This is a genomic window from Dactylosporangium vinaceum (assembly GCF_019904175.1).
In the GTDB taxonomy this organism is placed as follows: Bacteria; Actinomycetota; Actinomycetes; order Mycobacteriales; family Micromonosporaceae; genus Dactylosporangium; species Dactylosporangium vinaceum.
In genome coordinates this window covers 922,050-935,871 of the sequence record NZ_CP061913.1, presented here as the reverse complement: position 1 = coordinate 935,871, position 13,822 = coordinate 922,050, and the positions used below count along the sequence as shown (strand labels likewise).

General features: G+C 68.8%; 10 protein-coding genes. All 10 read right to left on the bottom strand.

Translation table 11 applies throughout. From position 1 onward, the window contains the following. Positions 1 to 507 precede the first annotated feature (507 nt). Complete coding sequence (locus Dvina_RS04335; RefSeq protein ID WP_223101070.1) at positions 508 to 2,403, bottom strand: 5'-methylthioadenosine/S-adenosylhomocysteine nucleosidase family protein; 1,896 nt, start codon at positions 2,401 to 2,403, stop codon at positions 508 to 510. Positions 2,404 to 2,448: 45 nt separating this feature from the next. Continuing rightward, complete coding sequence (locus Dvina_RS04330; protein ID WP_223101069.1) at positions 2,449 to 4,707, bottom strand: ATP-binding cassette domain-containing protein; 2,259 nt, start codon at positions 4,705 to 4,707, stop codon at positions 2,449 to 2,451. Next, complete coding sequence (locus Dvina_RS04325; protein ID WP_223101068.1) at positions 4,704 to 5,957, bottom strand: hypothetical protein; 1,254 nt, start codon at positions 5,955 to 5,957, stop codon at positions 4,704 to 4,706. Before Dvina_RS04325 ends, Dvina_RS04330 begins: the two co-directional genes overlap by 4 nt. Positions 5,958 to 5,962: 5 nt before the next feature. Further along, a complete protein-coding gene (locus tag Dvina_RS04320; RefSeq protein WP_223101067.1) occupies positions 5,963 to 7,042 on the bottom strand; it encodes a protein phosphatase 2C domain-containing protein in 1,080 nt (359 codons plus the stop codon). Then, positions 7,035 to 7,814 (bottom strand): vWA domain-containing protein, encoded by a 780-nt coding sequence (locus Dvina_RS04315; protein WP_223101066.1) that lies wholly within the window; start codon positions 7,812 to 7,814, stop codon positions 7,035 to 7,037. Before Dvina_RS04315 ends, Dvina_RS04320 begins: the two co-directional genes overlap by 8 nt. Further along, entirely contained in the window at positions 7,811 to 9,280 is a 1,470-nt protein-coding gene (locus Dvina_RS04310; RefSeq protein ID WP_223101065.1) for a DUF4407 domain-containing protein, read from the bottom strand. Before Dvina_RS04310 ends, Dvina_RS04315 begins: the two co-directional genes overlap by 4 nt. Positions 9,281 to 9,319: 39 nt before the next feature. After that, positions 9,320 to 10,045 (bottom strand): hypothetical protein, encoded by a 726-nt coding sequence (locus Dvina_RS04305; protein WP_223101064.1) that lies wholly within the window; start codon positions 10,043 to 10,045, stop codon positions 9,320 to 9,322. A 531-nt stretch (positions 10,046 to 10,576) separates the two neighbouring features. Beyond that, positions 10,577 to 10,750, bottom strand: a complete 174-nt coding sequence (locus tag Dvina_RS04300; RefSeq protein ID WP_223101063.1) for a hypothetical protein — start codon at positions 10,748 to 10,750, stop codon at positions 10,577 to 10,579. A gap of 328 nt (positions 10,751 to 11,078) precedes the next feature. Continuing rightward, positions 11,079 to 11,762 carry a PASTA domain-containing protein gene (locus Dvina_RS04295; protein ID WP_223101062.1) on the bottom strand — a complete coding sequence of 228 codons (684 nt, stop codon included), beginning with the start codon at positions 11,760 to 11,762 and terminating at the stop codon, positions 11,079 to 11,081. Between the two features lie 77 nt (positions 11,763 to 11,839). Then, positions 11,840 to 13,807, bottom strand: coding sequence for a 5'-methylthioadenosine/S-adenosylhomocysteine nucleosidase family protein (locus Dvina_RS04290; RefSeq protein WP_223101061.1), 1,968 nt, complete (start codon positions 13,805 to 13,807; stop codon positions 11,840 to 11,842). Positions 13,808 to 13,822: the final 15 nt, after the last annotated feature.

Genomic DNA, 13,822 nt, shown 5'->3' with positions numbered 1-13,822 from the left:
TCCGGCTGTATATAAGCACTATAAACAGGCAGTACGGCGCTGGCGCAAGTCCTCAACTGCGGCGACGGCGGGAGGTGCGGTGCCGGGGCTTGCACGTGGCGAGGACGATCGCGGCAGCCAGCACCCCGAGCATGCCGCGGAGGAGCCGAGCGCAGCCCGGCCGGATGTGAGCGTGGCGACTGGGCGGTCGCCGCTCAAGCGTCGGCGTAGGCAAATGCGGTCCAATACCGCGAGCTGCGGTACGAGTACTGCTCGGCCAGATCGTCCGCCGAGGCCGGGCGGAGCCACCGCTTGGCCCAGTTCAGCGCCACCGGCGGCTCGTGACGGCGCCGCACTACTCCGCGTAAAGCCGCACTACTCCGCGTAAACTCGCCATCAGGAACGCGGTGGCGAGTTCGTCGACCTTCCAGCGCCCGGTGGCGGACGTTTAGCCCAAGATATGGAGCTTATTCCGAATCCTGGGACCGCGGCAGACGGCCAAGGTGTCGCTCGACATGGCGGGCGGACTCAGGCGCGGCCGGCGCGATTGGACCGCGGCGTGTCGAACGCTTGCGTAGCAGCCAGGTGCACCAGGAAGCCTGCGGCGTTCCGGGCGGCTAATGGCTGCGCAGCGGAGTCCTTGTTCATGCCCCAATCACAGATCGCCTTGATGACGATCCATCGCGTACCGACCGGCGTGGCGTTCGCATAGAGGCCCGCTGCCTCCATCTCACCACCGATCGCCTCCGGGTGTGTCGCTTTCAACCACTGCACGAGCATCGGCGAGTCGACGAGTGTGCTGTCCGAGATCATCGGGCCGAAGTGCACCGGCGCTCCGTGCCAGTCGAAGGTGGCCAGACGGCAGGCGGCGAGCAGGTCCGGCGTCGGCTCCGGATTCGGCGATCGCTGTGTCTCGATCATGTGTCCTTCCGCATCGTCGTGGACGCGGCGCTGGGCGATGAGGCGGAGCTGTGTCGGCACCAGGATGTCACCGATGCTCTGCTCGTCCGGCTGCAGGCCGAAGCAGACGCCGACCATGATGACGTAATCCGGCTGGAGCGCGCGGATCAGTCGTCCAGGCACAGGGCCCGCCGAGGCCGCACTCACAACGCCCTGCTCCGTCTGTGCGAACAAGATCTGGACCTGGCTCACCTCGCCCAGATTCAGCACCGGGTAGCCGTCGTAATATTCGCGCAGTGGCCGCTTCTTCTTGACGGCGTAGACCGCGTCGAGCACGGCGTTGCGCTCGGCGTCGTTGACGACCATCACCAGTAGCCTGTTCATCGCACCCCATTCCTTGACATCGTTGGCGAACTGGCGCCGGTCCCGCAGCGCGAGCCGGGTGCGTTGCACAATTGCGGTTACGAACACGAGGACGGCCATCAGCGCCATGATGCTGGTGAGCCAGCCGAGCAGCCAGGCCTTCCCGGTCGCCGGGGACAGGTCCGCCGGGTTGCCGAGGAGCAGCCGCTCACTCAACCAGCGAACGGCCGACTCGTATGTCGCCGGCCGGCCGGAGCAACGGTTGGGTGCGCACGCGTTGCGCTCCAGTTCCGCGACGAAGTCCGCGTTGATCAGCAGCACGACAGCGCAACCGATGACGTACCAGAAGAAAAATGCACCGCTGTCGATGACCTGCCGCGGCTCCTCCCGACCGGCGTCCGCCGTCGGGAGCAGGACGACGGCGTCGGAACCGGACCGCTGATGCGGAAGTCGGCGCGGCCAGTCGGCCAGGAGCGCGCGGATCGGGGCCGTTGTCGCTGCCTGCAAATGGCACCGCAGTGTCTCGGCAACCGGCACGTCCGTAGCGACGGCACCGAGTCCGGGCAGCGCGTTGCGGACCTCGGCGGTGACGAGGCGCACCAAGCGGTCACAGGCCAGCTGCACCAACTCTGCGCCACCACGCTGGGCAAGATGGTGTACCAGCGGCATCGACCAGGTGTTGGCAGGCGGGTCCGCCCGGGACCGGTTGGGCCGCAGCAGCCAGGCCGCCACCCACACCAGCATCATCAGCACCGAACACACCATCAGGACTGTCACATACAGCATCGCGCCGACGGCGAGCAGCAGGACGGCCAATCGCGAGGCTGTCAGCGGTATCAGCGCGACCGCGACGGTGAGGGCCGCAACCGGTGGCCCGCCGAACCACAACAGGTCCCAACGCCGATCGACAAGCCGGAGCAGCCGCCCACCGGCCGGACGGCGCCAGTTCGGAGGCGGCTCGAGCACCGCGAAGGACTCCTCGTCCCGCCACGCCAGGCGACCCTCGCGGCCAGCGGCGTAGAGCACAACGGACAGCGGCGCGCGCGACCGGAAGACGGCGAGAACGCCCGCCGGGCGCAGCAGGCGGTCTGCCTGCGCGCCGAGCCCGGCCGAGCGAACCGAGGCAGCGGCCCGGCGGCACTGGGCGAACGTGACGGCCATCAGCTGCACCACCGTAGGCGGCCGGCCTGAGGACGTGCGGACCGGTCAGCCACGCCAGCCCCTTTCGGTCTTGGCCGCGGCGCCGACGACCGACCACCCGGCGATGAGCGACATGCCCAGGACAGCCAGTGGCATCACCACGGCACCATGGGCCCATAGCGGATCGTGGTACAGAGGGCTGGGCCGCACAGCGTTGAGGTCCGCATAGGCGGCGATCAGGCCGAGCCCGAGACGGGACGGCAGGAACCAGGTGCACCAGATCGGCACCGCGAACAGCGCTCCGTTCAGTGCGACCTGGACCACGGCCAGCATGGTGTTCAGCGTGACCGCCTGCTCGAGTGTGCGGGCGAAAGACGAGATCAGCAGGCCCAGACCCATCGACGACATCATGGTCAATGCCATCGCCCCGAACAACGCCAGCACCGGGCTGATGCCGAAGGCGGACGGTGGTCCGGGACGCAATGTCAGGAAGGTGGCGGTGACAAGCGCGGCGCAGATCAGGCTGACGGCACCGTAGACGAACGCCTTTGCGCTGACGAGCCGGCCCGCCGAGATCCCGACCCGCCAGTCGCGTTGCAGAACCGCCCGCTCATGCACGAGCTGCAGATACGTCAGCGCAGCCCCGGTCAGCGCCGCGACCGTGGTCAGGATCGACAGCACCTGCGCCATGTCGGGACCCGGCCGTAGGCCGTCACCGGAAGCGAACGCCGCCAGGAGCGCGCCGAAGAACGGCAAAGCGACAAGCCCACTGAGTGACTTGCGGCCGCGACGGATAACGAGGCGCGTCTCACGGAGCAGTGCCTGCGCAAATCCCCGGCCGCTGAGCGCGGGTGGAGCGGCCGGATGCATCGATCGGCGCGCCGCCGGCCGCGCTCCGGTCACGGGCCGGCGGATCGGCGCGGCATCCAGGTCGACCATCCAGTCGGCCCATGACGCGTAGCCCTCGTCCTGCGGCGCGGCCGGTGGTCCCGCGTAGCGCAGCAGCCCCCCGCGACCCATCACGACGAGCTTGTCCACGTATTCCAGATGCGTGACCGAGTGCGTGACCACCACGACGGTGCAGTGTAGGGAGCGGCTGATGTTCTGCAGGCGCATCATGATGTCGCGGTCCTTGCCCAGGTCCAGCCCGCTGGTAGGTTCGTCGAGCAGCAGCAACTGCGGCTCCCCGACGAGCTCCAACCCGATCGATACCCGCCGGCGCTGGCCGCCGGACAGCGTCGCGATCTGGTCATTGCGCCGCTCGGCGAGGCTGAGCCACCCCAGCACCAGGTCGACCCGTTTGCCGATCTCTTCGGGTCGGGCGTCGGGCGTTGCGCGGAAGCCGGCCGCGAAGGTCAGCGTCTCGGCGACGGTCAGCGTGTCGTAGAGGTCGTCGGCTTGGGGCACGTACCGGACCTGATGGCGTCCTGCCGCCTCGGCGCCACCGATGCGGACCACGCCACGGTCCGGCTGGTGCTCACCGAGCAGCACCTTCACGAGTGACGACTTGCCGGCACCGGAAGGCCCGACAACCGCGACCACCTCGCCGGCACCGACGTGCAGGCTCACGTCATCGAGCAGCGTGTTGCCCTTGCGGACCACCGTAACGCCGTCAAGATCGATGGCCAGGCCGCGGCCGGCACTGATCTGCAGCGCGGGCGCCGGGCTGGAGGCGCTGGCGGCGGGCGCTGTCCGCTCGGGGCCGACCACGCCGCCACTGAGCAGGTTCGGGCCGACGGTGAGCGCCGTCTGGCCGACGACGAAGACGGTGCCGACATCGGCGACCGCCGTCATCACCCGCTTGCCGTCGACGAACAACCGGCCCGCGCCCTCTCGGATCCACCAGCGACCGGCCTTGTCCACTTCGAGATAGGCGTGCTCGGTCCGCACGGACGGATCGGCGATCTCGATGTCAGCCCCCGTGCCCGCCCGCCCGATCGTCAGTGTGCGCGGCCGGGAGTTTCGCTTCGGCGTGGCCGCTTCCGGCTTCCGGCCCGGCCCGATGCGGCCGGGACCTTTCGATTGCCCGGAGGGTCGGGCCGGCGTGTGCTGGGCGGGGTGGTCGGCGATCGTCAACTCGTCGTCGTCATCGAGCGGCTCGGCGAGACGAGTAACCGGCCGGCCGTTGAGTTGCAGCCCGGCCGGGCGGCGGCCGGTGGTCGTGTATAGGAACCAGGCGGTGATTTCGAACACGAGGTATCCGAAGCCTTCGCTGTCCGCGGTCTCGCCGACGCGCAGCCGTCCGTTCTCCGCCCGGATCGGATGCGGTGTGGTGTCGGAGAGCCGTAGCTCGTTCCCGTCGACCCGTACCCGCAGCTCGCTCACGGGCGCACCTCCAGCAGCAGGTCTGCGATGGCGAACAGCGCGGTCAGCGCGGCAACAGCCCCGATGATCAGTAGGCGCCGCCCGGGCGCCTTGGCCCGAGTCGCCGGCGGTGGCGCGTCGAGGAGTGGGGCGCGCCATGGATCGGACCGGGCAGTGGCCGGTCCGGCCGAGCGGGCAGCTGTGTCTTGGAAGCGAGCCGGGAGCCATTCGTGCATGCGCGGGCGACGCATCCGGTGATAGTGCCGTATCGGCGGGGTGATCGGAGGCGGAGCGAGCACGTCGCCGGCCAGCACCGGCTCGGCATGTAGCGCCGGGCGCGGTGCCTCCTCAGCCGGAGGCTGCGGCTGCGGCTGCGGCTGCGGCTGCGGCTGCGGCTGCGGCGATGGTTCGGTGGGAGTCGGCCGGTGTTCCGCTCCGGTCCAGGCCGCAGTCAGTTCGTGCCACTGCGCGACCGGCGGTGCGACGCCGCCCTTGGCGCCAGCGGTCCGAATCAGCAACTCGCCATACTGATCGCCGCCGTCCAATCCGCGCAACGCGTCCGGCGAGACCGTGATGACATTGGCCACGGCGTCGAGCAGCAGTCCGATCGCCACCCAGGAGAGACGGGCCAGGTCGGTCGTGGCGGTCGGATTGTCGGCGTCCGGCACGACCTCGCGCATGTACGGCGGGGCCTGCGGCGGGCACACCGCTCCCCAGGGGCCGATCATCGCATCGCAGTCGAGCAGGTAGATGGCGCTCCCGTCGGCCGTGCTCAGGATGTTCTCCGTCTGAAGGTCGTTGACGATCACGCCGAACCGGTGGAGCCACAGGACGATCTCGGCGACTCGCCCGACAGCCATCCGCTTCACCGCGGGCGTCGCTCCGGCCCGGACGTTACCGAGCTCGGTGCGCCGGGTCAGCCTGCCAATGGTGCGCGGCGCGCGACGGTCCCACGAGAGCTTCTGCATGAACCGCGGGGATGCGGCCGGCACCAGCACGCCGAGCAGGCGGCCGCGCTCGCCGGTTACCCGATGCAGCGGCCAGGCGGCCACCTGGTCGAGGTAGCTGCGGTCGCCTGGCTCGAGACGCCCCCGCCACGCGACGAGGCCGCCCAGGGCATCCGGATCCACCCGGCCCAGGTGTTCCCTTGAATATTCTTTGAACAGCATCGGACGACCGCGGAGCGAGCAGCTGTGCAGTGACGAGTTGCCGCCGCTGTAGGCGTCCCGCGCAGTGATGACCAGGGCGCGCACGTCGGTATCACCGGCCATGGCTGTCACCGGACCCATACCGCCACCGCCGTCCGGTCGTCGATCCAGTACTCGTCGACGAAGTCGACATGGGTGACGAACTCCAGCGGCGTCGGAACGCTGGTCCAGCGGTGCTGCAACTCCCGCGCCAACGGCGATCGGCGGGTGCCGATTGCGCCGGCGAACCCGTCCGTTGCCAGCAGTACCACCGAGCCGCTGGCGACCTCGAAGGAGTAGGTCTTCGGCTCGGGATGCCGGGGCAACTGACGGGTGCTGTTCTCCTCGCCGCCGCCGTCCCGCTCGTGATGGATGGGGCGCCAGCCGTCGCCGTCGAGGAGCCAGGCCTCGGAGTCACCAACGCCGCACACGACCGCCAAAGCACCGCCGAGTACCGGGCGGATCTCGGCCAGCAGCAGCGTTGTCGCTCCAGTCGGGGCGCCCGTCTCACCCCCCGGCAGACTCCCGCTGACGGCCTGCCCGACTCGAGCGAACAGCTGCGGAGCGTGTTCGGCCAGATTCACATGTCCCGGGCGCGCAGGCGCCTCCTGCAGCACAGACCGCACGGCCGTATATGCGGCCCGAGCCGAATCGGGCAGAGAGCCGACGCCGTCGGCCACGGCCAGATAGAGCGAGCCCGAACGCTGATGCCACAGCGCGCCTGACGCGTCCTGGCCGACGGTGCCGTCGACCGCGTGACTGAGCCCCCGAAGCACCGCGCCACGCACGACGAGACCGGCGGCGGGCTCGCGCGGCGTGCATCCGCCCCGGAACCAGGCGCTGTGACCGGTGCAGCCCACCAGCGCCCCGGCACCCAGCCCCGGTTCGGGGAGATCCAGGTGCTGGTCGCTGATGATCAGGGGAGCGGTGAGGCGGTCCTGGTCCGGCGCCGGCCGCAGCCGGAATCGGAGGCGCGCAAGCCGTCGCACCGCCCGGTACAGGCCGCGCGGCGGACGTGATGCCCGTGGCCGGCGCAGCGAGACGCGGGCGGGCGGCGCCGGAACCGCCGCGACTCGGCTGCTCAGTAACCCCCGGCGCATGGCGACGACGACCAACAGCACGATGAGTCCGATGAGCAGGGCCACGATGACGAGGGGCCGATCAGTCACGGCGACCTCCGTCGATGCGACGCATGCCCTCGGGCACTTCGAACAGCACCGTGCCCGAACCGCCGGAGCTCAGCGAACGGGTGATGCTGTGCCGGATCGCCTTGACCACGCTGCTGGACAAGGCGGCCGGATCTGCGTCCTGCCGCGCGATGAAGGCGTTGCGGGTGGGTCCGTCGCCGCCCGTTGCGAGGCGCCACAGCGTATCCTCGTGGGCGCCCCGCAGACCGATCGTGACGATCCGCGCTTTGATGTCGCCACCGGTCAAGGCCTCACGATGGGGCATCCACTCGTCGATGTTCTGATCGCGCCCATTGGCGTAGGGGCGGCCGTCGGTGACGAAGAAGACCCATGGGCGGGCGGTCGTGATCACCGCCTCCGGCCGCTTCCGCTCCTGGCGGACCCGGGCCGCGTCCGGGCCGTGGTGGTCCACAAGATGCCGCAGCACCGCGGCGTAGTCGGTGCTCCGGCCGCGACTCGGAGATCTTATGACGCTCGGCCTGGTCAGGGTGCTCATGTCACGCAGCGCCTCGGCGCGATCGTTGAACGCGACAACGCCGACCGAGATCAGCGAGTTGACCACCGGATTCTCCGCGAGCTGGAACAGCATAGGCACCAGCAACCCGGTGAACTGGCCCAGCGGGGTATTGCGCAGATCCTCGGGGTCCACCTCCCCAGTGCGCAGGTCGATGCGCATCGACAGGGAGGCGTCGAGCACGATGTAGACCATGTAGTACCGCAGCACCATGGCGCCGGCCCGAGGAACGCTGTTCACCGGTCACCTCCGGGCGTGGGCTCGATAATCAGCTCTTGCGTGTCCTCGGGGTCCTCCGGCGCGATCGCCGGCCCGAGGGCGGCCCGCAGCAGGAGCCGCTCGCGCGCGGCCAGCATCTCCTGCCGGTCGGCGTCAACCCGGCCGAGCTGGACGCGCAGTTCCTGGCTGAGCGTGCGGCGCCAGGCGTGCCCCTGCAGATCGCTGCGGCGACGCCGGTAGGTCTCGACGTTGCGCTGCTGGAGCAGGCGTGTCTTGGTGCGCTCTTTCTCCAGCTCCTCGCGTCGGCGGACGTGCTCGGCGACGACACGGTCGTAGGGTGTCTCACCGGTGAACGCCTTGAGCAGCACCGGCAGCATGTCGACGACGATCAGGAAGATGCGCAGCCCCCACTGCGCGGCCTGGACGTAACTATCCTCGCCCACCAGGTCGTGGAGGGCTGCGAAGCGCTCCAGCAGGCCCACTCCCTTGTGCCGGGCGCGAATCTTGTCCAGCTCTTTACCGATCGCCACGTTGCGGTTGTCCGCGTAGTGTTGCCGAGCATTCGCCAGGTCCTCGTTGAGCTTCTTGATCTTGTCGGTAAGCTGGTTGAGGCGCTGATTGTTCTCCGCCATTTGGTGAGCCGCGTAGAAGTCGTCAGCCTCCTTGCGCAGCCGCTTGCAGTTCACCCCTTCGCCATAGTTGCCGGTGAGACCGGCCCCGGGAGTGCCGTTGCACTCCAGCCGGGCCTTCTCCTGCAGGTCCGCGTGGGTCTTCGCATCGGCGTCGAAGTTCGCCCGCATGCTCTTCTCGCTGGCCTCGGTCGCGGTGAGCTCCTGCTGGATCGACTCCGGCGAGCCGTCGATGACCAGCCGGTAACCGTCGCAGGCCGGCCCGGTTACTGCCGGGCTGGTGGCATCCGGTGTGCCCGGCGTCGGATTGCAGTCGCGCAGCTTGCTTTCACGGTCGGTGATCTCCGTGGCTCGATCGCGATCGACCCGCTCCTGGATCGCCGTGTGAAAAACACCCAGCAGCAAGGGCTCGGCGACGATAACGCCAAGTGCTATTGACAGCATGAGTCGCGGCACGACCTTGCGCCAGGCGCCGGATCCGCCCCGAATGGGCCCGCCGGCCATCATCCAGCGGTCGAGGCTGAGGATGAACAGACCCCAGACGATCACGACGCCAACGGTGAAGAGGCGGAAGCCGTCGAAGACGCACATCAGCGCGTACGTCATGGACCCCATCGCCATGGCCGCGGTGCCGAACACCACGCCGCCCATCGCGGTGTACCGCGGACGTTCGCTGGCAATGCCACTCAGCACGGACTCGTCCACGCCCGTGCACAGCCGAAGCAGCCGACCGGGACCCCAGCGCGGCGGCGCCTCTGCAGCATCTGCGCCGAGTTCCTCGTGTCCAGTCATCTCGTGCGCAGCTACGCCGGGAGCAGGGGGCGGCTGTTCGTCGATCGGCAAGGTGTCATCAGTCATGGGTTCGTTGCCTTCCCAAAGCCGGAGGTCGGGGCGACGTCAGAAGCCGTCGCCCGGCAGGGAACTGTCGAAATCGCCGCCGACCGGCCCGAACGACGCGCTGGCGCCGAGCCGGTCAGTTTCGTCTTGGTGGAGGTAGTAGTCCTCGGAAGCGCGTCGCTGCTGCGGTATCTCGGCCTGGATCTTCACGCGAGTGCCCACGACTACGGCCGAGATGCCGGGCAGTTCGGGCGGCTCCAGTTCCATCCGGGCGAAGATCCGGGCCAGGATGCGCTTGGCGACCTCGGGGTTCGCCGCGACATCGTCGCGCGCGCCCAGCATCCGCAGCACATCGTCGTCGAGCAGATAGCTCTCCAGCTGTGGCCGGGCGTCGAAGCAGCCCGCTTCGAGCACAGAAATCGGATCCAGCACACGACAGCTGAAGCCGACCTCGAGCACGATGCAGTCACGAGACGTCGACGGCAGCGGCACGATGGCCGGCACCATCTCCCGGCGGGTCGAGATCACGACGGCCGCCTCGGCATGAACGGCTATTTCGGACTTCAGCATGCCGGCGCCGCTCGGCGCGACGACGAAGCGCCCGTCTGTCTGGAAGACAAGCACGGAGCCGGCCGGGCGCGGCGGCAGGTCGCCGACACTGCGCCGAGGTGGCAGCAGCAGCCATCGCCGGGTGGCCGGCAACAGAGTCGTCGACCCAACCACCGGATACTCGGACCCCTCGGATCTGTCGCTGGGCGCAATGGGGAGCGACACGGTCTCGTGCACCTCGAACTGTTTTGTCTGGACATTGATGGACAGGTCGCGACCTGCTGATGTGCTGCACCGTATCGACGGAGACGAGCGCCGCGCCGCTATCCGAAGCAAGTGCAGCCGATCAGCCAAATCCGGCCGCCGTCTGCGGCGGACACACGGCGCCGACTCGGACCGATCCGTGTCGACGACCAGACGTCCGCCGCGCCCCCGTAGGCGCGGGGGTTACAACGTTGGGCCGGGTCGGGCGGCGGCTCACCGGTCGGCCGCCTCCTATTGATGACGGCGGCGACGCCGCACGGATGTCCCGCAAATCGAAGGGTGGGTTGTGCCGGGCCGTTTCGCCGGTTCGACCTGGCTTGTCACGGCCAGTGTTGCGCCGGAGGCTTCCGGTTTTATGCCATACGACTACCGGATTCCGGCTTCGATGCACCCCGCCCGCTCGAGCTGGGCGAGCCGGAAAGCAGTTGAACCGGGCGGGCCAGCGCTGACCCGCCCGGTTCCTGTCGTCAATGCGGGCCGCCAACCATTTTGGCGGCAGAATCGTCAGCGGCAGCGCTGGAGCACGGAGTCCCAGTTGGTGCCCATCGGGCAGGCCGGCGGACTGGTCGCCAGATTGACTGTCGCGTTCGCGCCGGGCGGAGTGGCGAGCGATGCGGCGACAGTCGCCCCCACAGGGACGGCGGCCGCGATGAACAGGCCGAGCAGAAGCTTGCGCATGGTGATGTTCCTCTCCTACAGGATGATCGGTACGTGCCGGAACCGGTGCAGACCCGGGCTCTTCCTGGACCGGAGGTGGCCGGCCTCCGGGGTTGGCGCTCGACACGATCCGGATGTTCCATCGGATTTTTGTGTCACTACGACATTAAATCCGCTCAGCATTTATGTCAAGTAGACGTTTATATGGGGTTGCGTCGCCTCCGGACATATCGACGGCCCGGCCGCGCGTTCGCGGTCGGGCCGTCTGATGTGCTGATATCGAATTTCTGCCGTTGCCGTGCCTGAGGGACGGGCTACGACCCGACGACGGGTGAAGAACGCTGCCGGGTCAGGACTTGCAGCCGGAGTTGCCGACGGGCTCGCCGTATTTGACGACCGTCAGCTCGATGTGAGTCTTGAGGTCTGGCGCCGTGCCTGGCTCAACCGACTGTCCGACCACCACCCAGTTGCGATCGACAAGTGCGATACGGCCCTGGCCGAGTCCGTCGTGGGGAGTGAGGACGTAGAAGCCCGCAGCGCGCAACGCGTCCTGCGCGGACTGCAGATCCTTGCAGACCACGTTCGGTACAACCCCTTTGACAACCGTACCCTCAGCCTGTTCATCGGTCGGCTTCGCCACTTTGAGCTGCACGGTCAGGCCGGGCGACGCCGGGGCGCCGGCCGCCGGTATCTGGGTCCGCACGACCCAGTTGTTCTTCTCGAGCACCGTTCGGCCCTGCCCGGTGGCGTCGACGGTGCGGATGGCGAGGAAGCCGTGCCGCCGGAGCAGCTCTTCCGCCTCCGGCAGCCGCCGGGCGACGACGTCCGGAACGCTGGTGTCGATACTGCTGGCAGTCGCCGACGGCGCAATGGTCGACGAGCCGTCCGTGGCCGCAGTCGATGCGGCCACGGACGGCGGTGCGGCACCCGGCTTGTCCGGCTTGTCCGGCCCGTCGGCACAGCCGGGGATCGCGAGCAGCGTTGCGCAGACGAGCGCGGCCGTCACTCGGCGATGCGACACGGCACGGTTCATGCTTCGCTCCTTCGAAGTCTGGGGGCACGAGGACCGCGCACTCTGCTGGCAGTCTCACGCTCCCGGCTACCGCCCGCCTACCGCCGTTGCGCCCCTCCGACCGGAGCGTTGTCGAGAGCGCCGTGCTTGATGACGTGAACGACGAATGCGGCGGCGTTGTCGGCGGCGAGCCGTTGCGCGTCGTCGGTCTTGTCGTGCCCCCAGTCGCAGATCCCCTTCACAATGATCCAGTCGGTCTTCTCAGGCGCCGCCGCCGCGTAGACCCCGGCGCCCTCCATCTCGCCACCCTGGGCCTCCGGATCGATCCGGAGGAGCTCGTCGACCAGTTGTTCCGAGTTGACCAACGTGCTCGAGGACAGCATCGTGCCGTGGTGCACGGTGGTGCAGGTGAAGTTGTATTCGAGAGCCGCGAAGCTCTGGGTTAGACGGGTCGATGCGGAGACCAGATCGCCCCGGATGAGCGTCTGCTGAGTGCCGTCGATCCCGTCGAGAACCTTGCGATGGTCGATTGCGCGCATCTGGGCACTGACCACGACGTTGCCGAGAGCCTGCCGTTCGGGGCGCAGGCCGAAGCACAGGCCGGTGAGGATGATGTAGTCAGGCGAGACGTTCTGGATCAGCGCCGCGGCGGTGATCGCGGCCGCACTCGGCCCGACAGCGCCTGGGCCGGTCTGCACCAGCAGGATCTCAGCGCCTGAGATCCTGCCCAGATTCAACACGGTCTGGCTCTGCACGAAACGGACTTCGGGTTCGGTGTCGTTAGCCGCCCGGACGGCTGCGAGCACAGCGGTCCGCTCGATTGGTGTGGCGACCAGCAGCAGAACGGTAGTCGTCTGGTGCAGGACAGCCTCTGCAGCCTCGTTCAGCTCCATGTCGGTCTTCCTCGCTCTGCGGAATCGGAAGGCGGCCGCGATCAGGACGAGCACGCCCACGGGGGTGAGCAGGCTGACCGTCCAGCCGACCGTCCAGGCCTCGTACGATTTGGGCGACAGGCCCTCCGGATCCGTGAAGAAGAGCCGCTGCATAAGCCAGTGCAGTGCTTCCAGGTATGACGTGGGCCGGCCCGCGCAGTCGGCCGCGCCGCACGTATCGCGTTCCCAGTCCGGCACGAGCGTCGCCATCAGCGCCAGCAGTGCGGTGACGCCGCCCAGATACCAGAACGCGAATGCCCCCCGGTCGAACTGCGGAAACAAGCGGCGGGACCGCTTCGCGGTGACCCGCAGCGTCGCCGCGTCGACGATGTCGCCACCGGACCAGCGGGCTACCCGTCCACGCATCGGCCCGGTCGTGATCCCCGCACTGATACACACCAGCGTCGCGGCTGCGGTCGCGCCGAGCATGGTGACCCCGATCTCGTCGCCGACTCGCCGCGCCTCGCCGACCAGCAGCCGGCCGAAGTGCCGGTCGACGGCCCGCAACAACTCCTCCGCGTGCTGCGGATCCTCCTGATGGCACAGGATCATCGACCACCGGTACGACGGCAACAGATCGGCCAGAGCAACGTCGCGCGGACGCTGCGGGTGCCGGAAGTCGCGGTACGTCCGCCGGACCGCGATCACCAGCATCAGCGTCATGAGGATCGCCAGGTACAACGCGGCGAGGAGGGCGAGCGGCAGCCCAACGATGATCACAGCAGTCCGGCCGACCACGTCCACTGACAGCGCCAGGATCAGCGTGCTCAGCAGCGCGATACCGGGCGGTAGCGCCATCGCGAGGAAGTCCCATCGCCGATCCACCAGGCGCAGCAGCGCAGGGCGCAGCCCGGGTGGACGCCGCATCGCCTTGTCAGTCGGCGGCCGTAGGAGGGCAAACGCGCCGGGGCTTCGCCACACCAGCCGCCCGTCCCGGCTGGCGGCGTAGAGCATCACCGCCAGCGGGGCCCGTGCCCGGAAGATGCCTAGCACGCCTCGCGGCCGGACGACGCTGAGCGCCTCGTCACCGAACTCCGCCTCGCGGACCGCCCTGGCTGCGGCCTGGCAGTCCCGCCATGATGCCCGTCCCGCACCGGAGTCGGCGCGGACGGCTGTCGTACGGTGAGCTTCCACTGCAACTCCTCGATG

Coding starts and splice junctions, on each gene's coding strand:
- Dvina_RS04335 (WP_223101070.1), bottom strand. CDS start 2,403: ATGGCCGTCACGTTCGCCCAGTGCCGCCGGGCCGCTGCCTCGGTTCGC.
- Dvina_RS04325 (WP_223101068.1), bottom strand. CDS start 5,957: ATGGCCGGTGATACCGACGTGCGCGCCCTGGTCATCACTGCGCGGGAC.
- Dvina_RS04310 (WP_223101065.1), bottom strand. CDS start 9,280: ATGACTGATGACACCTTGCCGATCGACGAACAGCCGCCCCCTGCTCCC.
- Dvina_RS04300 (WP_223101063.1), bottom strand. CDS start 10,750: ATGCGCAAGCTTCTGCTCGGCCTGTTCATCGCGGCCGCCGTCCCTGTG.
- Dvina_RS04295 (WP_223101062.1), bottom strand. CDS start 11,762: ATGAACCGTGCCGTGTCGCATCGCCGAGTGACGGCCGCGCTCGTCTGC.